Consider the following 23,769-nt stretch of genomic DNA (forward strand, 5'->3'; position numbering starts at 1 on the left):
GGGTCATGTCTCCGGCGGGACGGCCCGGGGGGCCTCGCGCGTCGGCCGGACCTTGCTGGGCAAGGTCCGGCCGACGCGCGAGGTTGACGGGGAGGGTTGACCGGCTCAGCCGAGAAGCGTGCCCAGTTCGACGTGGTCGAGACCGTGCGCCTCGGCCACCTCGCGGTAAACCACTTGGCCGTCATGGGTGTTGAGGCCCTTGGCCAGTGCGGCGTCACGGCGCAGGGCCTCGGTCCAGCCCCGGTTCGCGAGCTCCAGGATGTAGGGCAGCGTGGCGTTCGTGAGTGCGTAGGTGGAGGTGTTGGGCACCGCGCCCGGCATGTTCGCGACGCAGTAGAAGACCGAGTTGTGAACCGTGAAGGTCGGCTCGGCGTGGGTGGTCGGATACGAGTCCTCGAAGCAGCCTCCCTGATCGATCGCGATGTCGACAAGAACACTTCCGGGCTTCATCTTGGCGACGAGCTCGTTGGTGACCAGCTTCGGCGCCTTGGCACCCGGGATCAGCACGGCGCCCACGACGAGGTCGGCCTCCACGACGGCCTTCTCCAGCTCGAGGGCGTTGGAGACGACCGTCCGCACCTTCGTGCCGAAGATCTTGTCCGCCTCGCGCAGCTTGTTGATGTCCTTGTCGAGCAGCGTGACGTGGAAGCCCAGACCGACGGCGATCTGCGTGGCGTTCCAGCCGGACACCCCGCCGCCGATGACGACGGCCCGGGCCGACCCCGTGCCGGGGACGCCGCCGGGGAGCACACCGCGTCCGCCGACCGAGCGCATCAGGTGGTACGCGCCGACCTGCGGGGCGAGGCGGCCGGCCACCTCGGACATGGGGGCGAGCAGCGGCAGCGCGCGGTTCGCGGTCTCGACGGTCTCGTAGGCGATGGCGGTCGTGCCCGACTCGAGCAGGGCGTCCGTGCACGCGCGGGAGGCTGCGAGGTGCAGGTAGGTGAAGAGCGTCTGGCCCTTGCGGAGGCGGTGGTACTCCTCGGCGACCGGTTCCTTGACCTTGAGCAGCAGGTCCGCGGCGGCCCAGACCTCGTCGGCGGTGGGCAGGATCTGCGCGCCGGCGGCGACGTACTCCGCGTCCGGGATGGAGGAACCCTCGCCGGCGCGCTGCTCGACGAGCACCTGGTGGCCGTGGCGGACGAGTTCATGCACTCCGGCAGGGGTGATCGCCACCCGGAACTCGTTGTTCTTGACTTCGCGGGGGATGCCGACCTTCACGTCGATCACGGTCCTTGGCTCGGAGAAACGCTCGGACACAGCGGGAGATACCCGCATGAACCCAGCATAAGGGGAGACACCGCAGGGATGTGCGGCAGAGCCATCATTAATGAAGGGCTTCTCGCTGTCCAGCCTTACAAAGCATTAAGTTTTCCTCGAAGTACTACGGATTTCGCAGGTCGACCTCTTCTTGTTGCACGACCTGGCCCTCCTCGCTCAGCAGCCGGTCCGCCGCCGTACGGTGCAGCCAGGCCGCCGCCGGGTCCCCGAGACGGTCGAGGGTGTCCGCCAGCCTGAGCTCCAGCGCGGCCTGGAGGCGCACGTCACCCGCCCGGCGGGCCAGGCCGACCGCGTCCTGGCAGGTGTGCAGCGCCTCCTGCGGCCTGCCCGCGTACTCCTGCACCCGAGCGGCCTCACTGAGTGCGCGCGCCTGGGCCGGGAGGTCCCCGAGCCTGCGGTGACCCGCCGCCGCCGCCCGCCAGTTGCGCAGGGCCTCGCCGTAGCGCCCGGCATACGTGTGGACCGCTCCGAGCCGCCCGTACAGCCGTGCCTCGTCGGCCCGCTCCCCCTGGGTGAGCCGCTGGGCGAGCGCCCTGCCGTACCAGTCGGAGGCCCGGTTGTAGTCCCCCAGCTCCGCGTACGCGCCGCCTGCGGATTCCATCGCCCTGCCGGTCGCGTAGAGGTCGTTCGCCGCACGGCCGGCGTCCAGCGCGGCACGGTAACGGGCCAGCGCCTCCCGCGTACGCCCGGTCCTGGCGTCCAGATCTGCGAGATTGAGCAGGGCGGCGGCCTTCTCCCGGGGGAGGTCGCGGCGCTCCGCCACGTCGAGGACCAGACCGTGCAGTCCGTACAGCACGGGAGCGGCCTCCTCGGTGCCCCGGTGTGCGGCGAGGGCGCGGACGAGCGCGGCCACCAGCCGGCGGGCGAGGGTGTCCAGCTCCCCGTCCCGCACGGCGGCGCGGGCGCAGGCCAGCAGCGCCGGCTCGCGGATCCGCAGCCACTCGGCGGCGGACTCCGGATGGGCGAAACGCAGCGAGCGCGGCAGTCCGGCGAGCCGGCGGCGGGCCGGGGAATTCTCGGGATCGGTGACCGCACGGCAGGCCTGGAGCCGGCGCACGGTCCGCTCCAGCATCCTGGCCCGGGCCAGCTGGATCTCGGCGGGCCGCTCCAGCTCCTCCAGCACGGCGCGCAGCAGCGGTGCGAGGCAGCCGGGCACCTCGTACTGCGACGGCTCGGCGCCGTTCGTCCTGAGCAGTCCGAACCGGACGAAGTCGTCCAGGGCCGTCTGCGCGACCGGCACCGAGCATCCGGCCAGCGCGGAAGCGGTGTGCGCGTCGGCCAGTCCGGCGGGCGCGAGGGCGAGCAGCCGCAGTATCCGGGCGGTGGCCGGCGGCAGCGAGTCGTGGACCAGCCGGAAGGCGCGGGCGAGCGGCCGGGCACCGGTGGGCCGTTCCGGGTCGTCCTGCTGGCCGCGCAGTTGTCTGGCCACATCGGCGACCGACGCGCCGGGGCGGGCGGCGAGCCAGCCCGCGACCAGGGTGAGTGCGGCGGGCTGTCCCTCGCACTCCTCCGCGAGTGTCTCGGCGGTCAGCGGATCGACCGTGATGCGGACCTGGCCGATGGTGCGGGCCAGCAGCTGCACCGAGGAGCCCGCGTCCAGCCCGCCGATGGTGCACGGGCGGACGCCGGGGACACCGGTGAGGGGGCCGGTCGCCGTGGCGACCACCAGGCAGTCCGGGTTGTCCGGCAGCAGTGGTTCGACCTGCTCGGCGTCCACGGCGTCGTCGAGCAGGATCAGGGCGCGGCGTGCGGCGAACGCCTCGCGCACCATCTCGGAGAGCTCGTCCTCACCGGCTCCGGGCGGGGCCTGGACCGAAAGCAGGTCCAGGAGCGCGCGTGCGGTGCGTTCCGCGGGGACGCGCTCGCCGCCCGGTTCGGTGAGCGAGATCCGGAGGACCCCGTCGGGGTAGTCACCTGGTTCCGCGAGCCGGCGGGCGAGTTCGGATGCGAGAGCGGTGCGTCCGGATCCGGGCCGGCCAGCGATCAGCAGGACCCGCGCGCGGGCCGCTCTGCGGCCGGCCAGGGTGTCCAGGCCCGTACCCTCGACGTCCTCCTGAAGGGCTTTCAACTCGCGTTCGCGACCGAAGAATTGAGGAAGGCTGGCGTTCGGCGGTCCGTTGGCTCCCGTCGTCCCGGCCACGTCGGCCGGGCCGCTGGTGTCCACCGCCTGATCGGTCACGGGCCACGCTCCACTTCGCTGCACGCGGTTGCCCGCCGGAAGTCCGGCCGGGGCCTTTCGAGCGTAGTTCAGTGGTGCGGGCGATCACGGCCGAGCGCGGCGGACACATCCCTCGATCGGATCAAAGTTTCGTACGATCAGCCGCTGATCGCCGAGACGCCGGACCGTCCCGGCGAGGACGGACCGGCGGCCGGGACGACGGCGGAACCGGCCGGCCGGCGGCGAGGCGCGGAATCACGCCTCGAACGGACGGGCCGGCCAGGGCGCCTCGGCCGGACGCAGCGAGTCCACACCGTCACCCGCGAGCACAGCGGTGAGCGAGAGGACGCCCACGACCAGGCAGTTGTTGTGCAGGTCACCGGCGAGCACACCCCGCACGAGTTCCTGGAGGGGCACCCGCGCCTGCTCCATGTCGGCCTCTTCCTCGGAGACGGCGAAGCGCTCGCCCTCGGCCTCGGAGAGGTCCCGGGCGAGGAAGATGCGTACGGCTTCGTCGCAGCCGCCGGGCGTGGTGTAGACGTCGGCCAGCACACGCCAGTCCTCGGCCTTGACGTGGGCCTCCTCGTAGAGCTCGCGCTGCGCCGCGTGCAGCGGGTTCTCGCCGGGGATGTCGAGCAGCCCCGCCGGGATCTCCCACAGCTTGTGGCGCACCGGGTGCCGGTACTGCCGCAGGACGAGGACCCTGCCCTCGGCGTCGAGCGCGAGCACCGCCACGGAGCCGGGGTGGACCTGGTAGTCGCGGCTGTGGACGCTGCCGTCGGGCATCACGACGTCGTCGGTGCGGACGCTGGTCTTGTTACCGGTGAAGGGGGTCACCGTCGCGGTGACCTGCCACTCCTCGGGTGTGTCCTGGAAACCCATGTGCGTCCTCCCACGAACGAACAGAAACCGGGGCACGCATCCCGTCAAGGATCCGTACCCCGGTCAACCGTATCGTCTTACGCGTCGGCGGCCGTTCCGTGCGCCGCGACCTTGCGCTCCACGGCGGCCTTCACCAGACCGGCGAAGAGCGGGTGGGGGCGGGTGGGGCGGGAGCGCAGCTCCGGGTGCGCCTGGGTGGCGACCAGGTAGGGGTGGACCTCACGCGGGTATTCGACGTACTCGACGAGCTTGTTGTCCGGGGAGGTGCCGGAGAAGACCAGCCCGGCCTTCTTCTCGAGCTCCGCACGGTAGCCGTTGTTGACCTCGTAGCGGTGGCGGTGGCGCTCCTCGACGTACGGCTCGCCGGCGTAGGCCTCGCGGACCAGGGAGCCCTCGGCGAGCTTCGCCGGGTACAGGCCGAGCCGCATGGTGCCGCCCAGGTCACCCGCGCCCTCGACGTAGGCGAGCTGCTCCTCCATCGTCGAGATGACGGGGTGGCCCGTGGCGGCGTCGAACTCGGTGGAGTTCGCGTCCGGGATCCCGGCGAGGTTGCGCGCCGCCTCGATCACGATGCACTGGAGGCCGAGGCAGAGGCCGAGCAGCGGCACCTTGTTCTCGCGGGCGTACTGGATGGCGCCGACCTTGCCGACCACACCGCGCTCGCCGAAGCCGCCGGGGATGCAGACGGCGTCGACGTCACCGAGCTGCTTCCGGGCGCCGGCCGGGGTCTTGCAGTCGTCGGAGGCCACCCACTTGACCTTGACACGCGCCTTGTTCGCGAAACCGCCGGCCCGGATGGCCTCGGTGACCGAGAGGTAGGCGTCGGGCAGGTCGATGTACTTGCCGACCAGGGCGACGGTGACCTCGTGGTCGGGGTTGTGGACCCGGTCCAGCAGGTCGTCCCAGGTGGTCCAGTCGACATCGCGGAACGGCAGGTCCAGCTTGCGGACGACGTAGGCGTCCAGGCCCTCGGTGTGCAGCACCTTGGGGATGTCGTAGATCGACCGGGCGTCCTTGCAGGCCACCACGGCGGTCTCGTCGACGTCGCACATCAGCGAGATCTTGCGCTTGATGGCGGTCGGGACGTCGCGGTCGGCGCGCAGCACGATGGCGTCCGGCTGGATGCCGATGTTGCGCAGGGCCGCGACGGAGTGCTGGGTGGGCTTGGTCTTCAGCTCGCCGGACGGGCCGATGTAGGGCAGCAGCGAGATGTGCACGACGAAGACGTTGTCGCGGCCGACCTCGTGGCGGACCTGGCGGACCGTCTCCAGGAAGGGCAGCGACTCGATGTCACCGACCGTGCCGCCGACCTCGGTGATGACGACGTCCACGTCGTCGGTCGCCATGCGGCGGATGCGGTGCTTGATCTCGTTGGTGATGTGCGGGATGACCTGGACCGTGTCGCCGAGGTACTCGCCACGGCGCTCCTTGGCGATCACCGTGTTGTAGACCTGGCCGGTGGTGACGTTGGCCGAGCCGTCGAGGTCGACGTCGAGGAAGCGCTCGTAGTGGCCGATGTCCAGGTCGGTCTCGGCGCCGTCGTTGGTGACGAACACCTCACCGTGCTGGAAGGGGTTCATCGTGCCGGGGTCGACGTTGAGGTAGGGGTCGAGCTTCTGCATGGTGACCCGCAGGCCACGTGCCTTGAGCAGGGCACCCAGGCTGGAGGCAGTCAGACCCTTGCCGAGGGAGGAGGCGACACCCCCGGTGACGAAGATGTGCTTGGTCGTCGTGGATGTGGGCTGCATAGCCAAAGGGGGCTCCCGTGGTCGCGATAGTGAGGTGCGTGCCGGCGTGCCGTACGGAGATTTCCGGAGGTGCCGTCGCTGCGGTTCGGGGGCCTCGTCCACTGACGGGACGACCACCGGTCCACGGGCTACCAGGGTAACAGCGACGAAGGGAGGCCGCTTCCGGCCACACGTCCGCCGAAGTGGACACAAGATCGCTACGTCCGTTTCAGGTCCCACCCATTCGACGGGGAGAGGTGACGGACAACTTGTGGACAGTCGCGCGGAACCCCCGGGTGCGTCGTATCCTGCTCGGACACTCGCTGCCGAGTTGGCCGGCCCAGCGGCTCCACCCCAGCCCGCTCACCCGTGCAAGAGCTCGTCGGTTCTACTACAACGACCCCTTGACCAGCAGTAAGCGCCCTTCGGGGCGACATGGCCGTTCGACTGGAGACGCACGTGGCCGGGCGCATCGAGGATTACGCACTCATCGGAGACATGCAGACCGCAGCCCTGGTCTGCCGGGACGGCACAGCGGACTGGCTGTGCCTGCCCCGCTTCGATTCACACGCAATTTTCGCCGGACTTCTCGGCACCGAGGAGAACGGCTTCTGGCGGCTGGGACCCGCCCGTCCCGAAGGGGCGGAACCCCCGGCGGCGGACAGGCGGCGCTATCGCGGCGACTCGCTCGTCCTGGAATCGGAGTGGGACACCCCCCGCGGCACGGTCCGCGTGACCGATTTCATGCCGCCGCGTGACGGGGCCCCCCAGCTGATCCGCATCGTGGAGGGCGTGAGCGGCCGCGTGCCGATGCGCTCCGAGCTACGCATGCGTTTCAGTTACGGACGGGTCACCCCCTGGGTGCACAAGGTCGACGGCCGCACGGTCGCGGTCGCCGGCCCCGACTCGGTGTGGCTGGACACGGACACCGACACGTACGGCCAGAACCTGACGACGTACTCCGACTTCACCGTGGCTCCCGGGGACCGGATCGCGTTCACCATCAGCTGGCAGCCCTCGCACCACGAGCCGCCCGCCACGCCGGAACCCGAGACCTCCCTGGAGGCGACGGAGAACTTCTGGCGCGAGTGGGTCGAGCAGTGCACGTACCACGGCCCCTACCGGGAGGCGGTCGTGCGCTCGCTGATCACGCTGAAGGCGCTCACCTACGCGCCGACCGGCGGCATCGTGGCGGCCCCGACGACCTCGCTGCCGGAGGACATCGGCGGTTCGCGGAACTGGGACTACCGCTACACCTGGCTGCGGGACGCGGCGATCACGCTCTCCTCCCTGCTGCGCACGGGGTACCGCGAGGAGGCCCGCGCCTGGCGCGAGTGGCTGCTGCGCGCGGTCGCGGGCGACCCGGAGAACCTTCAGATCATGTACGGCATCGCCGGCGAGCGGGAGCTCGGCGAGGCGGAGCTGGACTGGCTGCCCGGTTACGAGAACTCCGGTCCGGTCCGGGTCGGCAACGGTGCGGCGAACCAGCTCCAGCTCGATGTGTACGGCGAGGTCACCGAGGCGCTGCACCTGGCGCACATGACGGGTCTGACCCGCAACGACTACGCGATGGGGCTCCAGCTCAAACTGATCAGTTATCTGGAGAAGCACTGGGAGGAGCCGGACGAGGGCATCTGGGAGGTGCGCGGCCCGCGCCGCCACTTCGTGCACTCCAAGGTGATGGCATGGGTCGCCGTCGACCGCACGATCAAGCTGGTCGAGTCCGGGGACGTGGAGGGACCGCTCGAGCGGTGGCTCCAGCTGCGTGACGACATCCACCGCGATGTCTGCGAGCGGGGTTACGACCCCGAGCGCAACACCTTCACCCAGTCCTACGGATCCCAGGAGCTGGACGCGTCCCTGCTGCTGATTCCGCAGGTGGGCTTCCTGCCCCCCGACGACAAGCGCGTCATCGGCACGATCGAGGCGATCCAGCGGGAGCTGTCCACGGAGGACGGTTTCGTCCTGCGTTACCCCACCGAGGGTGACGACGCGGGCGTCGACGGGCTGGAGGGTGACGAGGGCGCGTTCCTGGCCTGCTCGTTCTGGCTGGCGGACGACCTGGCGATGATCGGCCGGGTCGACGAGGCCCGCCGGCTCTTCGAGAAGCTGCTGTCCCTGCGCAACGACCTCGGTCTGCTGGCCGAGGAATGGGACTCCGGACTCCAGCGCCAGGTGGGGAACTTCCCCCAGGCGTTCAGCCATGTGCCGCTGATCGACACGGCGCTGCGGCTCACGGCCAGCGGGGCGTACGTGGGCTGACTCCGCAGGGCGTGGCGGGACCCGGGCGGAACGGCCGATTCCATCGGCCGGGCCTACGATGGGAGAGTCCTGTCACGCCCTGCGAAGGGGGCACACATGACGCCCCGGACCCCTCCCACGGAGACCGCCTCGGCCGGCTTCCGCTCCGATTTCGCCGGTGAGGTCCACGTCCCCGGCGACCCGGGCTACGACGAGGCCCGAACCGTCTTCAACAGCATGATCGACCGCAGACCCGCGGTGGTGGCCCGGTGCGCCTCCGAGGCGGATGTCGCGCGGGCACTGCGCTTCGCACGCGACGAGGACCTGGAGGTCGCCGTGCGCGGGGGCGGTCACAGCGTGGCCGGTATGGCTCTGAGCGAAGGCGGTCTGGTGATCGACCTGCGCGGGATGCGCGGGGTCGAGGTCGACAGGGGTGCCGCCCGGGCCCGTGTCGGCGGCGGTGCCGTCATGAGCGACCTGGACCGGGCCACCCAGCCGTACGCCCTGGCGACCACGGGGGGACGGGTCTCCACCACCGGCGTCGGCGGCTTCACGCTGGGCGGCGGGTCGGGGTGGCTGGAGCGGGCCTTCGGACTGGCCTGTGACAATCTGCTGGCCGCCGATGTGGTGACCGCGGACGGCGTTACCGTACGCGCGAGCGCGGAAGAGAATCCGGAGCTTTTCTGGGCCCTGCACGGCGGCGGCGGCAATTTCGGGGTGGTCACCTCCCTGACGCTGCGGCTGCACGATCTGCCGGCGATGAGCATGGCCCTGCTGCTCCTTCGTCCGGAGAACGGCCCGGAGGCGGTCCGCGCGTACCGGGACGTGATGGGGTCCGCCCCGGACGCGGCGGGCGGCGCCTGCCTCTACATCACCGGGCCGCCGGAGGAGTGGGTGCCCGAGGCCATGGTGGGCCACCTGGTGTGCGCGGTCCTGCTCACCTACGCGGGTACGGAGGCGGAGCTGCGCGACGTGGCGGCCCCCCTGCTGGCGCTGGAGCGCGAGGCGGAAATGATCTCCGCGATCGACTACGCGGACCTGCAGAGCATGCTCGACGACCCTCCCGGCATGCGGAACTACTGGTCGGCGGAGTACCTGGACGGCTTTCCCGACGAGGCCGTGTCCGCCTTCTGCGCCGGTGCGGCCACGATGCCCGTCCCTTCCCATTCGCAGCACGTGCTGTTCCCGATGGGTGGGGCGGTGGCCCGGGGGCCCGGCGACTACCCGCTGCCCTGGCGCTCCTCCCCGTGGGCCGTGCATCCGTTCGCTGTCTGGGAGAGCGAGACGGACGACGAGCAGGCCAGAGCGTGGGTACGCCGGGTGCGGGGCTCCGTCATGCCGTGGGCGAGCGGGGCGGTCTACCTCAACTTCATCGGACGTGAGGGCCAGGAGCGGGTCGTCGCCGGATTCGGGGAACGCGCCTACGAGCGGCTGTCCCGCGTCAAGGCGCGCTACGACCCGGACAACGTGTTCCACCTGAACCACAACGTCAAGCCGGCCGTGGCCGTGGTGTGACGCACCCGGGCGCGGGCCGGTAACTTCCTGACCCGGGCCTTCGTGCCCCGCGTACACGAGGGCACGAGCGCTGACGCGCACCGACGGAAGCACGAGGCCGGAGCCGGTGGAGACAGAGGGCGGGATCACCGTGCGGCGGGCGCTGGAACTGCCGGGGCTGCGGGGCGGGGTCCCGGAGGTGCTGACCTGCGCGGACCGGCTGGAGCGTACGGTGCGCTGGGTGCACGCCGGTGAGGCGCCGAACATCCCCGCCCTCCTCAAGGGCGGGGAACTGCTGCTCACGACGGGGCTCGGCCTCGGGTCCCGGCCGGCCGACCAGCGTGCCTTCGTCCGCAGGCTGGCCGACCGCGGCATCGCCGCCCTGGTCGTGGAGCTCGGCCCGCGCTTCAGCCGGCTGCCCGCGGCGATCGTGGAGGCGGCGCGGACAGCGGGGCTGCCGCTCGTCCAGCTGCACCGCGAGGTGCCGTTCGTGGCGGTGACCGAGGAGATCCACACCGAGATCGTCAACGGTCACTACGCCTTGCTCCAGCGGGCGGAGGAGATCCACCGGCGGTGTACGCAGGCGGTGCTCGGCGGCGGCGGGGTGCCGCAGGTCCTGGGGATCCTGGCGGACTTCGCCGCGAATCCGGTCTTCCTGGAGACACCGGACGGCCGGTTGCTGTTCGCCTCGGGGCCGGAGGCCGGGCCGGTGGGCGCCGATCCGCTGCAGGTCTGGGAGGGGCTGCGCGGGGCGCGCGCGGCGGCCCGTGAGGCGCCGCCGGCCGGAGCCGTCCTGGTGGAGGTGCCGGGTGGCGGGCCCGGGACCGGTTCCGTGCGGGCCCGGCTGGTGCTGCTCGCGGTGTCGGGCCCCTTGGTGACGGTGCACCGGATGGCGGCCGAGCGGGCGGCGGGCATCCTGGCGGTCGTGCTGATGCAGGCCCGCCAGGAGGAGGAAGTGGCGGCGCGAGGGCGCGGTGACTTCCTCACGGATCTCGCCGAGGGCCGGATCGCTCCCGAGGACGCCCCCGCGCAGGCAGGGGTACTGGGGTTCAGGCCGGGCGGGGATCCGCTGCTGCCGGTGGTGATGCGGCTCGTCCCCGAGTCGGCGCCCTCGGGCAGCTGGGCCCTGCTGGCCAGGGCAGTGGCGGAGGAGCTCGCGGCGGTGGGGGCGCCGGTGCTGGTGGGGGTGCGCCCGGTGGAGGGCAGGGTCCCGTTGTTGCTGGCGCTGCGCCCGGGGACCACCCGCACGGCGCTCGCGGACCGGGTGTCGGCGGCGCTGCGTACGGGGGCCGGGCGGGCCGGCCTGGAGCGGGCCGGGGACCGCTCACCGGTCGTCGTGGTGGTCGGGGCCGCGGGCGGCTGGGCGGTGGCGGGCGCGGGGCTGCGGCATGCGGCGGACGCGGCGACGGCCGCGCGGGGGCTCGGGGAACACCCCTGGTACGACGCTCGCCGTCTGGACATCGATCTGCTGCTGTGGCGGCTGCGGGACCATCCGGACCTGGCGTCCTTCGTGGACCGGGCGATCGGGCCGCTGCGCGAGCACGACCGGACGTCGCGTCCCGCGCTGCTGCCCACCCTGGAGGCGTACCTCGCTCACGCGGGCCGTAAGGCGGAAGCGGCACGCGAGCTGCATCTGAACCGGCAGACGCTCTACAACCGGCTCGCCCGCATCGGCGAGTTGCTCGGCACCGACCTGGACGATCCGCAGTCGGTGCTCGCCCTGAGCCTGGCCCTGCGGGCCCGCCGCCACACCCGCTGAGGCCCTGCACCGCCTACGGCTGCGCCAATTCGTCGTAGACGGACAGCACATGGGCGACCGTGTCGTCCTCGGTCGGCCAGCCCGCGGCCTGTGCGCGTCCCGAGTCGGCGAGCCGCGCCCGTCGCCCGGGGTCGCCGAGGAGCCCCACGACGGCCCCGGCCAGCGCCTCCACGTCTCCGTACGGAACCAACTCCGCCGCTTCACCGACGAGTTCGGGCAGGCCGTCCACGCGTGCCGCGACCAGCGGGACACCGTGCCGCAATGCCTCCCGGGCGAGCAGCGGCCCGCCCTCCCCACGGCCGGACAGTACGGCGATGTCGGCGGCGGCGAGGAGTTCACCGATGCCGTCCGGGCCGCCGGCGACGACGGGCAGCCCCTCGGCCGCGATCCGGCGCCGCAGGGCGCCGGCCCGGGGCCCCTCCCCCGTGACGGCGAGCAGCGGCGCGGGGTCCAGCCCGCACCATTCCCGCGCCGCGCCCAGCAGCGTGTCCTGGCCGTGCTGAGCCACCGACACGATCAACGGCCTGCCGACCACTCCCAGTTCGGCACGCGCCTTGCCGTCGTCAGGGGGACCGGGAACACGGCTCGCGGGGATCGCGGCCGGCGCGAGCCGGGCGTCCCTGGCGCCCCTGCGGCGGGCCCGCTCGACCAGATCCCCTGAGGTGCCCAGCACGACGGCGGCCGAGCGGGCGGCCTTCCGCTCCAGCAGCCGCAGCAGCCGGCCGCGGGCGCCCTCGGCATGGGGGCGGGTGTGCCAGGTCACCACCAGCGGGGTCTTCCGGCCGCTGAGTGCGATCCCGGCGCGTACGGCGGCGTGCAGCCCGTGGGCGTGGACGATGTCCGCCCCGGCGCAGGCGGTACGGAGTGCGGCGACGGCAGCGGGATCACCGCACCGGGGCACCGTGACGAAGCGGGCGCCCGTGGCGGGGAGGCCGTGGGCGCGGCCGGAATCTGCCGGAGCGCAGACGGTGACCTGCACACCTCTGGCGACCAGGCCCGCGACGAGCGGGCTGACATGAGCGCTGCTTCCGGCGCCGCCGCCCAGGACTTGGACCGTACGCAGCTGTGACACGTTGGATGACTCCCCGGGGCTCCCGAGTCGGTGGAATGTACAGCGCCAAGGATGCCAGCTCCGTACGCGCGTTCCGGGACCGCCGAAACGTTGTTCCCGTCCTCGCGCCGGAGCGGGGCCGCCCACCTCACCCGTACGAGTGAGACAGACGGCTCACAGTTGACACCGTGGTGCGCTATCCGTCGACCCGAGCGGTCTCCAGCAGCTCCTCCGCGTGCGCCCGGGCGGTCTCCGAGTCCTCCTGCCCGGCGAGCATCCGGGAGAGCTCCCGCACCCGGTCCTCGCCCTCCAGGACCGTGACGCCGCTCCTGGTCACCGAACCGTCCACCGTCTTCTCGACCAGCAGCTGCCGGTCGGCGAAGGCCGCCACCTGCGGCAGGTGGGTGACCACGACGACCTGGGCGGTCCTGGCGAGCTTCGCCAGCCGCCGGCCGACCTCGACGGCCGCCTTGCCGCCGACACCCGCGTCGACCTCGTCGAAGAGGTACGTCGGCACGGGGTCGGAACCCGCGAAGACCACCTCGACGGCGAGCATCACCCGGGACAGCTCACCGCCCGAGGCGCCCTTGGCGATCGGCCGGGGCTGGGTGCCAGGGTGCGGCGCCAGCAGGAGCTCCACCTCGTCGGCGCCCGAGGGTCCGTAGAGCACGCTCCGGCCGCCGATGTCGATGCCGGACTCCTCGTCCGGCGCCTCGGTCTGCCGGATGGCGAAGGAGACCCGGGCGTGCGGCATGGCGAGCGACGCCAGCTCCTGGGTGACGGCCGCGGCGAAGCGGGCCGCCGCCTCCGTGCGCGCGTCGGTCAGCTCCTGCCCGAGGACGGAGAGCTCGCGGCGGAGAGCGTCGCGCTCCGCCGTCAGTTCGCCGATGCGGTCGTCGTCGCCCTCCAGCTCGGTCAGCCGAGAGGCGCCCTCCTCGGCCCAGGCGAGCACGGAGGTGATGTCCTCGCCGTACTTCCGGGTGAGGGCGGTGAGCGCGGCACGCCGCTCCTCCACCGCGGCGAGCCGCAGCGGGTCGGCGTCCAGCTGGTCGGCGTATCCGGCGAGTTCCCCGGCGACGTCGGTGAGCAGGATCGAGATCTCGCCGATCCGGTCGGCGAGCGCGGCCAGCGCGGGGTCGTGCGCCCGCACGGCGTCCAGGGACCGTCCGGCGGCGGCGACCACCGTGGTGGCGTCCACACCCTCCTGGTCCTCCGGATCGCCCGCGAGCGCCGCATGGGCGAGGGCGGCGGCGGAGGCGAGCGCCTCGGCGTGGCCGAGCCGCTCGGCCTCCGCTGCGAGTTCGGTGTCCTCGCCGGGGAGCGGCTCCACGGCGGCGACCTCGTCGAGGCCGAAGCGCAGCAGATCCGCCTCCTGGGCGCGTTCCCTGGCCCGGGCGGTCAGCTCGTCGAGCTCCGTGACGACGGCACGCAACCGCCGGTAGGCCGCCGCGTACTTGGTGTGCGGGCCCTCCACACCGCCACCGGCGTAACGGTCGAGGGCCTGGCGCTGCCGTGCGGGCTTGAGCAGTCCCTGCTGGTCGGTCTGGCCGTGCACGGCGACGAGTTCGTCGGCGAGTTCGGCGAGCACTCCCACAGGCACGGATCTGCCCCCGAGATGGGCGCGGGAGCGCCCTTCCGCCGAGACGGTACGGCTGATGAGCAGCGCACCGTCCTCGATCTCGGCCCCGGCCTCCTCGGCGCGTACCGCCACCGCGTCGCCCCGGGACACCGTGATCCGTCCCTCGACGACCGCGGCCTTGGCGCCGACCCGCACCAGGGCGGGGTCGGCCCGTCCGCCGAGCAGCAGCCCGAGGCTGGTGACGACCATGGTCTTGCCCGCGCCGGTCTCACCCGTCACCGCGGTGAAACCGGGTGACAGCTCCACCACCGCGTCGTCGATGACTCCGAGCGACCGTATCCGCATCTCCTCCAACACGGTCATGACCTTACGAGGTCCGGGGCCCGGTGTGCGACGGGCCCCGGTCGCGGATTCACTCACGCGGGTGTGAGCAGCGTTCCCGGAAATCAGTGCGGAGCACCCCGCCAGCCCTGGACGGGCAGTGCGAACTTGGCCACCAGGCGGTCGGTGAACGACGCCTGGTGCAGTCGCGCGAGCCGTACGGGCACGGCACCGCGCCGCACCTCGACCCTGGCCCCGGAGGGCAGCTCGACGGTCCGGCGCCCGTCGCACCACAGCACCCCGTGCGGGGTGTGCGGCTGGACCTCCACGGCCAGCACGGAGTCGGGCGAGGTCACCAGCGGCTTGGCGAACAGCGCGTGGGCGCTGATCGGCACCATGAGCAGGGCCTCGACCTCCGGCCAGACGACGGGGCCGCCCGCCGAGAAGGCGTACGCGGTCGACCCGGTCGGGGTGGCGCAGACGATCCCGTCGCACCCGAAACCGGTCACCGGGCGGCCGTCGATCTCCAGGACGACCTCGAGCATCCGTTCGGGCGAGACCTTCTGGACGGCGGCCTCGTTCAGCGCCCAGTCGGTGTGTACGACATCGCCGTTGCTGTGCACGATGACGTCGAGCGTCATCCGCTCCTCGACCTGGTACGCGCGGGTGACGACCCGGTCGACGACCTGGTCGAGGTCGTCGCGTTCGGCTTCGGCGAGGAAGCCGACCCGCCCGAGGTTGACTCCGAGCATCGGGACTCCGGAGGCGCGGGAGATCTCGGCGCCGCGCAGCAGCGTCCCGTCCCCTCCGAGCACGATCAGCAGTTCGCAGCCGTCCACGGCCGTGGGGGTCGCGTCGGTGACCGTCACCACGGACGACGGCAGCGGCAGGTCCTGCGCCTCCACGGCGAGCACCCGGACGCCGAGGCCGTTGCGCAGCAAGCCCTGGACGACGAGCTCGGCGCTGCGGATCGCGGCCGGCCGGCCGGTGTGCGCCAGCAGGAAGACAGTGCGTTCCGCGTTCCCGGATCGTGCCGCATGTGTCGTCAACGGGGTCCCTCCGCCACTGCACGGTCGACATCCGCGGGATCCAGCTCAGGTGCGCCGGCCCGCAGCCACAGAAAGTACTCGACATTTCCCGAGGGGCCGGGCAGCGGGCTCGCCGTGACACCCTGGACGCCGAGGCCCAGCAGAGCGGCCCGGCGCGCCACTTCCCGTACCGCTTCGGCCCGCAGCTCGGGGCTGCGGACCACACCACCGCTGCCGAGGCGCTCCTTGCCCACCTCGAACTGCGGCTTGACCATGAGCACCAGGTCGGCGTCAGGGGCGGCACAGCGCGCGAGGGCGGGCAGCACCAGGCCGAGCGGGATGAACGACAGGTCGCCCACCACCAGGTCCGCCTCCTCACCGTCGATCTGCTCCACCGTCAGCTCACGTACGTTGGTGCGGTCCTTGACAGTGACACGTTCATCGGACTGCAGGGACCAGGCGAGCTGACCGTAGCCGACGTCCACGGCCACGACGTGGCCGGCGCCCGCGCGCAGCAGCACATCGGTGAAGCCACCGGTCGAGGCCCCGGCGTCCAGTGCCCGCCGTCCCTCGACCTCCAGTCCCAGGGGCATGAAGGCGGCGAGGGCACCCGCGAGTTTGTGCCCGCCGCGCGAGACGTACTCGGGGTCGCTGTCGTCCTTGACGACGACGACGGCGGCGCTGGTCTCGACCTGGGTGGCCGGCTTGGTCGCGGTGTTCCCGCCGACGGTCACCCGCCCCGCTGCGATCAGCTGGCTCGCGTGCTCGCGCGAGCGGGCGAGCTTGCGGCGTACCAGCTCGGCGTCGAGGCGGCGACGTGCCACTCCTGCCACGTTCGGTTCAGCTCCTGAGGTCGTGCGCGGGCGTCGGTGCGGGTGCGGGCCGCGCGTCCAGCGCGGTCAGTTCGTCACGCAGTCCACGGTGTACATCCTCGTACACCTCGGTGTGGCTGTCCGCCGCGAGGTGGTCCGCGTCGGCCAGCCGCTCCAGCCGCGCGTCGACGCCGGCGTGTCCGGTGGAGGTGCGTGCGACACCGAGGGGCGCGGGCGGGGCGGGTTCGAAGGAGGGCGCGGGAGGCGCGGCGGGCTCCACCGCGGCCGCTTCGTCCGCCTCGCCCCGCTGCTCCGTGTCCGGTCCCGGCATCCAGTCGCTCATGCGGGAACGCTACCCCGAAGCGCCGGTGTACCGTCGGTGACGATGGCGACCATGGCGGAGTGCCGCAGCGCACTCGACACACTTTCCGACAATCTGGCGGGGGCGGACGGCGACGTACGCCGCGCCGCCGACCTCGACCGCTCGCTGAGCTGCCACATCAGGGACCTCGATGTGACATTCACCGGACGGCTGGCGAACGGCCGGATCCAGGTGCTGGACACGCTCGAGGGACCGCCCCGGGAGAAGGCGGAGATCCGGCTGGCGATGACCGGGGACGACCTGGTGGCCATGGTCGACGGCGAGCTGAATTTCGCGAAGGCCTGGGCGTCGGGCCGGGTGCGGCTGGAGGCGGGCTTCCGCGATCTGCTGAAGCTCAGGTCCCTGCTGTGACCTGTGACGGCCTCAGACGGAGGCCGGCGTGCGCTTCTTGCGGGCGGCGGGGACGACGAGCGGCGTTCCCGTCTCCGGGTCGTCGATGACCTGGCACCGCATCCCGAAGACGTCCTCGACGAGCTGTGCGGTGACGACGTCACCGGGCGCCCCCTCGGCGATGACCGCGCCCTCGCGCATGGCGATGAGGTGGGTGGCGTACCGGGCGGCGTGATTGAGGTCGTGCAGCACGGCGACCAGCGTGCGGCCCTGCGTCTCGTGCAGCTCCGCGCAGAGGTCGAGGACGTCGATCTGGTGCTGGATGTCGAGGTACGTCGTCGGCTCGTCGAGCAGCAGCAGCGGGGTCTGCTGGGCGAGGGCCATGGCGATCCAGACCCGCTGGCGCTGCCCGCCGGACAGTTCGTCGACGTAGCGGTCGGCCAGTGCGCCGACGCCGGTCGACTCCATGGACTCCTTCACGATCCGCTCGTCCTCGGGTGACCACTGGCGCAGGAGCCCCTGGTGGGGGTAGCGGCCGCGGGAGACGAGGTCGGCGACGGTGATGCCGTCCGGGGCTATGGAGGACTGGGGCAGCAGGCCCAGCGTCCTGGCGACCTTCTTCGCGGGCATCCGGTGGATGGACTGTCCGTCCAGCAGGACGTCTCCGCCGCTCGGCTTCAGCATCCGGGAGAGGGCGCGCAGCAGGGTCGACTTACCGCAGGCGTTGGGGCCGACGATCACCGTGAAGGAGTGGTCGGGGATCTCGACCGAGAGGTTCTCGGCGATGATCCGCTGGTCGTAGCCGAGGGTCACCGAGTCCGCGGTGAGGCGCTGCATGGTCGTGCTCCCGGAGTCTGTGGAGATGGTCTGCGAGGTGGCCGGCGTGCCCGGTCTCATATGCGTCCCGCCCTGCGCTCGGACACGAGCAGCCACAGCAGGTAGCAGCCGCCGAGCACGCCGGTGACGACACCCACCGGGAGCTGACGGTCCCCGAAGGCGTTCATGGCGGTCCAGTCGGCGACGAGCAGCAGGGCCGCGCCCGTGGCGGCCGCGGCGGCCAGGTTGGGGCCGGGCGCGCGGGTGAGGCGGCGGGCGACCTGCGGGGCGCTGAGCGAGACGAAGACGATGGGGCCCGCGGCGGCGGTGGCCACGGCGACGAGCAGCACGGCGCAGCTCAGCAGGACGAGCCGGGTGCGTTCCACCCGTACGCCCAGGGCGTGGGCGGAGTCGTCGCCCATCTCGATCATGCGCAGTGCCCGCCCGTGGCCGAGGACCGGGGGGATGAGGACGCAGCAGACCGCGAGCAGCGGCCAGACCTGGGACCAGTCCCGGCCGTCCAGCGAGCCGGTCATCCAGACGACGGCGCGGGTGGCGTCGACGAGGTTGGCCTTGGTGATCAGATAGTGGATCGCGGCGGTGAGCATCGCGGCGGCACCGATGCCGACGAGCACGAGCCGGTAGCCGTGCACTCCGCGCTTCCAGGCCAGCAGGTAGACGGCGGCGCCCGTCAGCAGGCCGCCGCCGACGGCGCCCGCCGCGACCTCGGCGGGTCCGCCGTGGAAGAGCACGATCACGGTGAGGGCGCCGACCGCGGAACCCTGGCCGAAGCCGAGGACGTCGGGGCTGCCGAGCGGGTTGCGGGAGACGCTCTGGAAGACGGCGCCGCCGACCCCGAGCGCGGCACCGACGAGCAGTCCGACCAGGACCCTGGGCAGCCGCAGTTCCGTGACGATGAACTCCTGCTGGAAGGTGCCGTTGCCGAACAGCGTGGTGAGGACCTGGCCGGGTGACATGGAGTAGTCGCCGCTGCCGATCAGCACCACGGCGGCGAAGGCTGCCACCGCGATGAGCAGCGCGATGACGGCGAACGCCCGCGGGTCCACCCGGAACGAGAGCCCGCCGGCCGTCCGCACCGCGCGGACCGTCCTCGTGGTGTCCTGTGCGGCCTTCACAGCTGGGCCATCCTCTTGCGCCGTACGAGATGAATGAAGACGGGTCCGCCCAGCAGAGCGGTGACGATGCCGACCTGCAGCTCGGAGGGGCGGGCGACGACCCTGCCCACCACGTCGGCGCCGAGCAGCAGCACGGGCGCGAGCACGGCCGCGTAGGGCAGGATCCACCGCATGTCCGGACCCGTGATGGTGCGCACCAGGTGCGGGATCATCAGCCCGATGAAGACGATCGGCCCGCAGGCGGCGGTCGCCGCCCCGCAGAGCAGGGTGACGGCCACCATCGCGAGGACACGGGTACGGGTCAGGTGCGCGCCGAGGGCCTTGGCCGTGTCGTCGCCCATCTCCAGCGCGTTGAGGGGCCGGGCGATGAGCAGGGCCAGCACCACCCCGGCCGCGATGAACGGCCACACCTTGGCGACGGTCTCCGGGTTCGCGGAGGCCAGCGACCCCACGGTCCAGAAGCGCAGCCGGTCCAGTGCCGCCGAGTCCAGCAGCTGTACGGCGTTGACGTAGCCGAACAGTGCCGCGGTGACCGCCGTACCGGCGAGGGCCAGCCGTACCGGGTTCGCGGACCGGCTGCCGCCGAGCAGGTACACCGCCACGGACACGACGGCGGCGCCACCGAAGGCGAACCAGACGTATCCGGTCAGCGAGGTGACGCCGAGGAAGGTGATGGCCGAGACGACGGCCGCCGCCGCACCCGCGTTGACGCCCAGCAGACCGGGCTCGGCGAGCGGGTTGCGGGTCAGCGCCTGCATCACCGCGCCGGCCAGCCCCAGGGCGGCGCCCACGATCAGACCCAGCACGGTACGCGGGACCCGCACGTCCCGTACGAGGACGTCACCGCTGGTGCCCGAGTAGTGGAACAGGCCGTGCCACACCGCGGACAGCGGGAGACCCTTGGCGCCGATCGCGATACTGGCGAGGCACACCAGGACCAACGCACACACGGCGACCAGCAGGCCCACGGCTCGTACCGCATGGCGCCCGGCGCGCGTCTCCGGCGTGGCGGGAGAGCCGGAACGTGATTCGGGGGGACTTTCGACCAACACCCGGTTAGGTTAGCCTATCCTCTAATTTTCTCGGCTCTCCGGTGACGCACAGGATCCTGCAATCCACGGGTCCGTTCCGCGCGGCGCGGGAGGCTCCGCGCGGAACGGACCCGCAGGTCCACGGATTCACGGGCCCCCGGGTCTACAGGTCCAGTGCCGCCACGGCCTTCGCCGGGTCGAGCCGGCACGATCCCTCCCCGGCATACGTCCACGCCGCCCCGCACAGGGCACGCAGCCCGTCGATCGCCTCACCACCGCCTTCGCCGCCGCCCTCCAGGACGAGGGCGTCCCCACGGATCACGGCCGTCCAGCCGCCGCAGCGGAACCCGCCGTCCTCCTCCGAGACCTCGGGCTGACCGGTGAGCAGCCCTCGCAGGTCCAGGTCCACGTAGGTCGGACGGTACTTGGGTTCGGCCGCGATCAGCTGCGCCGCGTCGGTCACCCCCGTGAGGACCAGCAGTGAGTCCACCCCGCCGTTGAACGCGCCCTCGATGTCCGTGTCCAGCCGGTCCCCGACGACCAGCGGCCGCTTCGCCCCGGTACGGAGCACGGTCTCGCGGTGCATCGGAGGAAGCGGCTTGCCCGCGACCTTCGGCTCGGCACCGGTCGCGATCCGTACGACCTCCACCGCCGCACCGTTTCCCGGAGCGATGCCCCGGGCGCCCGGGATCGTCAGGTCCGTGTTGGACGCGAACCACTCGGCCCCCCGCGAGATGGCGTACGCCGCCTCGGCGAACCGGCCCCACGGCAGGTCGGGCCCGCCGAACCCCTGCACCACGGCGACCGGGGCCTCGTCGGCCGATTCCACCGGCACCAGTCCGCGCTCACGCAACGCGACCCGCAGCCCTTCACCCCCGACCACGAGCACTCTGGCCCCGGGCGGCAGCTGATCAGCCATCAACCGGGCCACTGCCTGCGCTGATGTGATCACGTCAGCGGGCTCGGCCGGCACGCCGAGCTCCGTCAGGTGCTCGGCCACCGCGTCCGGCGTACGCAGCGCGTTGTTCGTCACGTACGCCAGGTGCATGCCGTCCGCACGCGCTCTGCCCAGCGACTCGACGGCGTGGACGATGGCGTGCCCGCCCGCGTACACCACCCCGTCAAGATCGAGCAGGGCGGTGTCGTACGCCTCGCTCAGCGCCGCGCTGCTCCCGAGCGGCCGGGACCTGAACTGCTGACTCATATGCCTGCGCTCCTCTTTCCTGCCTCTCCCCCGATCATCGCGCATCACGGAAGCGCGCATACGATGCCCTGATGAACACATCCGGCCCCGCCGCCGGCCGGGGACTGCGGCTGATCCCCTTCCGCGGACTGCGATACGTCCCCGACCGGGTCGGCAGCCTGGCGGCGGTGACCTCCCCCCCGTACGACGTCGTCGTCCGGCCCGACGGTCTGCACCACCTGGAGTCGGCGGACCCGCACAACATCGTGCGGCTGATCCTTCCGCAGGGCGACACGCCCGCCGCGCGCCACAGGCAGGCCGCCGACACCCTGAAGCGCTGGGTCGCCGAAGGCGTCCTCGCCCCGGACCCGGCGCCCGTGCTCTACGTCTACGAGCAGCGGGCCGGCGACGCCCTCCAGCGCGGCGTGATCGGCGCCCTGGCGCTCTCCCCCGCTTCCGAGGGCGTCGTGCTGCCGCACGAGGACGTCATGGCCGATGTCGTGGAGGACCGCGCCGATCTGATGCGCACGGCGGCCGCCCACCTCGAACCCCTCCTCCTCAGCTACGCCGGTGACGGTACGCCGAGCGGCGCGACGGCCGTCATCGAGCGGGTGGTGGAGCGGCTCCCGCTTCTCACCACGACGACCGAGGACGGTGTCGGCCACCGCCTCTGGGCCGTCACCGATGCCGGGGAACGGACGGAGATCGAGTCCGATCTGTCCCGTCACCAGGCGCTGATCGCCGACGGCCACCACCGCTGGGCCACCTACCTCCGGCTCCAGCAGGAGCAGTCCGCCCCAGGCCCCTGGGACTTCGGGCTCGTGCTGCTCGTCGACACCGCCCGTTATCCGCTGCGGGTCCGTGCCATCCACCGTCTGCTGCACCGCCTGCCTGTCGCCCGTGCGCTGGGTTCCCTCGACGGCCGCTTCCGCGTCCGGCCCGTCGAGGGGCCGCTGCACCGGGCGCTCGGCGCGCTCACGGATGCCACCACGGAAGGCAACGCCTTCCTCCTCGCGGGTGACGGCTGTTTCCATCTGGTCGACCGGCCGGACGAGCAGCTGCTGGCCCGCACGGTGCGAGCCGACCGGCCGGCGGCCTGGCGCTCGCTGGATGCGACCGTGCTGCACTCCACGCTCCTCGACGACGTGTGGCGGGTCCCTGACACCCCCGAGCACATCGCCTACATCCATGACGCCGCGGCGGCGGTCGAGCAGGCGGAACGGCATGACGCCACGGCGGTGCTGATGCGTCCGGTGCGCGAGGAGGTGGTCCGGGACCTGGCCAGACAAGGTGTCACGATGCCTCGCAAGTCGACGTCGTTCGGCCCCAAACCGGCCACGGGCCTGGTCCTGCGCAGTCTCGGCGCCGGCTGAGGCACACCACGCACCCGAGGTGCTCGTCGCGCAGCCCTTCAGCGGGGCCCGGGGCGAACGCAGAAGAGGGCGGCACCCCGCGGGGGTGCCGCCCTCTTCCTACGTCCCGTACGTCAGCGGTGCTCAGGCCTTCGCGGGGCCCTCCGCGTCGTCATCGTCGTCATCGTCCGCGTCCTGACCGCCGGTGTCGGCGCCTTGGACGTCCGTGGCCCGGACGTCGGCGTCGGCCGCTTCGCCGGTGTGCTCGTCGTCATCGCCGAGCGCGTCGACGAACTCCACACCCTCGAGTTCGGCCAGCCGGTCGGACGCGTCGGTCGCACCGTCCTTGTCGGCTTCCAGGGCCTTTCCGAACCACTCACGGGCCTCGTCCTCGCGGCCTGCTTCCAGGAGAGCGTCGGCGTAGGCGTACCGCAGGCGCGGGGTCCACGAGTGGACGGCGCTGGAGGCGAGTTCGGGGCTCTGCAGCGTGACGATCGCGGCGTCGATCTGACCCATGTCCCTGCGGGCACCGGCGGCGACCAGGCGCATCTCGACCTGCCCCGCCTTGTCCAGCCTCTGTACCTCGGGCTCACCAGCCATGGCCATCGCCCGCTCGGGCCGCCCGAGGCCACGCTCGCAGTCCGCCATGACGGGCCACAGATCCACGGAACCCGTCATCCGGCGCGACGCCCGGAACTCGGCCAGCGCCTCGGAGTACTTCTGGGTGGCGTAGGCGGCGAAGCCTGCGGCCTCGCGCACCGCTGCGACCCTCGATGCCAGACGCAGGGCGATACGCGAGTAGGCGTACGCCTGCTCGGGGTCCTCGTCGATCAGGTTGGCCACCATGACGAGGTTCCGCGCGACATCCTCGGCAAGGGTCTTCGGCAGGCTCATCAGCTCCTGCCGGACGTCCTTGTCGATCTCGTCGCCGGTGACGTCATCGGGGATGGGCAGCCGCTTGATGGGCTCACGGTCCCGGTCGTCGCGTCCCTGGTAACCGCCACGGTCGTCGCGCCCCCGATAGCCACCACGGTCGCTGCCCCGGTCGTCACGACGCGGTCCACGGTCCCGGTCCTGGCTTCGGTCGTCGCGGCGGAAGCCGCCGCCGGTGCCGCCCCGGCTGTCGTCGCGGCGGAAACCGCCGCCGCTGGGACGGTCGTCGTCGCGCCGCGGGCCACGCGGCCGGTCGTCACGACGCTCGAACCC

At 72.3% G+C, this 23,769-nt stretch carries 19 protein-coding genes; 5 read left to right on the forward strand and 14 right to left on the reverse strand.

All coding sequences use genetic code 11. The annotated features are described in order from the left end of the window. Window positions 1–105: 105 nt before the first annotated feature. From ald to ACF1FZ_RS10535, 4 genes are all read right to left on the reverse strand, one after another. Complete coding sequence (gene ald / locus ACF1FZ_RS10520; RefSeq protein WP_391772988.1) at window positions 106–1,221, reverse strand: alanine dehydrogenase; 1,116 nt, start codon at window positions 1,219–1,221, stop codon at window positions 106–108. 163 nt (window positions 1,222–1,384) lie between these two features. Further along, window positions 1,385–3,460, reverse strand: coding sequence for a tetratricopeptide repeat protein (locus ACF1FZ_RS10525; RefSeq protein WP_391772952.1), 2,076 nt, complete (start codon window positions 3,458–3,460; stop codon window positions 1,385–1,387). A 234-nt stretch (window positions 3,461–3,694) separates the two neighbouring features. Continuing rightward, on the reverse strand, window positions 3,695–4,321 hold the full coding sequence (locus ACF1FZ_RS10530) for an NUDIX domain-containing protein (protein WP_391772953.1): 627 nt from the start codon (window positions 4,319–4,321) through the stop codon (window positions 3,695–3,697). A gap of 77 nt (window positions 4,322–4,398) precedes the next feature. Next, window positions 4,399–6,069 (reverse strand): CTP synthase, encoded by a 1,671-nt coding sequence (locus tag ACF1FZ_RS10535; protein ID WP_391772954.1) that lies wholly within the window; start codon window positions 6,067–6,069, stop codon window positions 4,399–4,401. Between the two features lie 438 nt (window positions 6,070–6,507). On the opposite strand from ACF1FZ_RS10535, the gene ACF1FZ_RS10540 reads away from it, so the two are divergent. From ACF1FZ_RS10540 to ACF1FZ_RS10550, 3 genes are all read left to right on the forward strand, one after another. Next, on the forward strand, window positions 6,508–8,310 hold the full coding sequence (locus tag ACF1FZ_RS10540) for a glycoside hydrolase family 15 protein (RefSeq protein WP_391772989.1): 1,803 nt from the start codon (window positions 6,508–6,510) through the stop codon (window positions 8,308–8,310). Between the two features lie 96 nt (window positions 8,311–8,406). Further along, on the forward strand, window positions 8,407–9,804 hold the full coding sequence (locus ACF1FZ_RS10545) for an FAD-binding oxidoreductase (protein WP_391772955.1): 1,398 nt from the start codon (window positions 8,407–8,409) through the stop codon (window positions 9,802–9,804). Window positions 9,805–9,910: 106 nt separating this feature from the next. After that, window positions 9,911–11,542 carry a PucR family transcriptional regulator gene (locus ACF1FZ_RS10550; protein WP_391772956.1) on the forward strand — a complete coding sequence of 544 codons (1,632 nt, stop codon included), beginning with the start codon at window positions 9,911–9,913 and terminating at the stop codon, window positions 11,540–11,542. A gap of 13 nt (window positions 11,543–11,555) precedes the next feature. Here ACF1FZ_RS10550 and ACF1FZ_RS10555 read toward each other — a convergent pair whose 3' ends face one another. From ACF1FZ_RS10555 to ACF1FZ_RS10575, 5 genes are all read right to left on the reverse strand, one after another. Then, window positions 11,556–12,614: a glycosyltransferase family 4 protein gene (locus ACF1FZ_RS10555; protein ID WP_391772957.1), complete on the reverse strand. Its 1,059-nt coding sequence runs from the start codon at window positions 12,612–12,614 to the stop codon at window positions 11,556–11,558. 175 nt (window positions 12,615–12,789) lie between these two features. Next, window positions 12,790–14,535, reverse strand: a complete 1,746-nt coding sequence (gene recN, locus ACF1FZ_RS10560; RefSeq protein ID WP_391772958.1) for a DNA repair protein RecN — start codon at window positions 14,533–14,535, stop codon at window positions 12,790–12,792. Window positions 14,536–14,618: 83 nt separating this feature from the next. Further along, entirely contained in the window at window positions 14,619–15,542 is a 924-nt protein-coding gene (locus tag ACF1FZ_RS10565) for an NAD kinase (protein ID WP_391772959.1), read from the reverse strand. Continuing rightward, window positions 15,539–16,354: a TlyA family RNA methyltransferase gene (locus ACF1FZ_RS10570; RefSeq protein WP_391772960.1), complete on the reverse strand. Its 816-nt coding sequence runs from the start codon at window positions 16,352–16,354 to the stop codon at window positions 15,539–15,541. Before ACF1FZ_RS10570 ends, ACF1FZ_RS10565 begins: the two co-directional genes overlap by 4 nt. Before the next feature lie 7 nt (window positions 16,355–16,361). After that, entirely contained in the window at window positions 16,362–16,676 is a 315-nt protein-coding gene (locus ACF1FZ_RS10575) for a hypothetical protein (protein ID WP_391772961.1), read from the reverse strand. Window positions 16,677–16,718: 42 nt separating this feature from the next. On the opposite strand from ACF1FZ_RS10575, the gene ACF1FZ_RS10580 reads away from it, so the two are divergent. Next, window positions 16,719–17,066: an alkyl sulfatase C-terminal domain-containing protein gene (locus ACF1FZ_RS10580; RefSeq protein WP_391772962.1), complete on the forward strand. Its 348-nt coding sequence runs from the start codon at window positions 16,719–16,721 to the stop codon at window positions 17,064–17,066. A 12-nt stretch (window positions 17,067–17,078) separates the two neighbouring features. On the opposite strand, the gene ACF1FZ_RS10585 is transcribed toward ACF1FZ_RS10580, so the two are convergent. From ACF1FZ_RS10585 to ACF1FZ_RS10600, 4 genes are all read right to left on the reverse strand, one after another. Continuing rightward, on the reverse strand, window positions 17,079–17,882 hold the full coding sequence (locus ACF1FZ_RS10585) for an ABC transporter ATP-binding protein (RefSeq protein WP_391772963.1): 804 nt from the start codon (window positions 17,880–17,882) through the stop codon (window positions 17,079–17,081). A 56-nt stretch (window positions 17,883–17,938) separates the two neighbouring features. Continuing rightward, window positions 17,939–18,997, reverse strand: a complete 1,059-nt coding sequence (locus tag ACF1FZ_RS10590) for a FecCD family ABC transporter permease (RefSeq protein WP_391772964.1) — start codon at window positions 18,995–18,997, stop codon at window positions 17,939–17,941. Next, window positions 18,994–20,049, reverse strand: a complete 1,056-nt coding sequence (locus ACF1FZ_RS10595; protein ID WP_391772965.1) for a FecCD family ABC transporter permease — start codon at window positions 20,047–20,049, stop codon at window positions 18,994–18,996. Before ACF1FZ_RS10595 ends, ACF1FZ_RS10590 begins: the two co-directional genes overlap by 4 nt. A 142-nt stretch (window positions 20,050–20,191) precedes the next feature. Beyond that, window positions 20,192–21,232 carry an HAD-IIA family hydrolase gene (locus ACF1FZ_RS10600; protein WP_391772966.1) on the reverse strand — a complete coding sequence of 347 codons (1,041 nt, stop codon included), beginning with the start codon at window positions 21,230–21,232 and terminating at the stop codon, window positions 20,192–20,194. Between the two features lie 71 nt (window positions 21,233–21,303). Between ACF1FZ_RS10600 and ACF1FZ_RS10605 the strand changes: the two genes are divergently transcribed. Beyond that, window positions 21,304–22,584, forward strand: coding sequence for a DUF1015 family protein (locus ACF1FZ_RS10605; RefSeq protein ID WP_391772967.1), 1,281 nt, complete (start codon window positions 21,304–21,306; stop codon window positions 22,582–22,584). A gap of 123 nt (window positions 22,585–22,707) precedes the next feature. Here the strand turns inward: ACF1FZ_RS10605 and ACF1FZ_RS10610 are convergent, their stop codons facing one another. After that, complete coding sequence (locus ACF1FZ_RS10610; protein ID WP_391772990.1) at window positions 22,708–23,457, reverse strand: hypothetical protein; 750 nt, start codon at window positions 23,455–23,457, stop codon at window positions 22,708–22,710. Window positions 23,458–23,769: the final 312 nt, after the last annotated feature.

The organism is Streptomyces sp. NPDC014623, assembly GCF_043088245.1.
Taxonomy (GTDB): Bacteria; Actinomycetota; Actinomycetes; order Streptomycetales; family Streptomycetaceae; genus Streptomyces.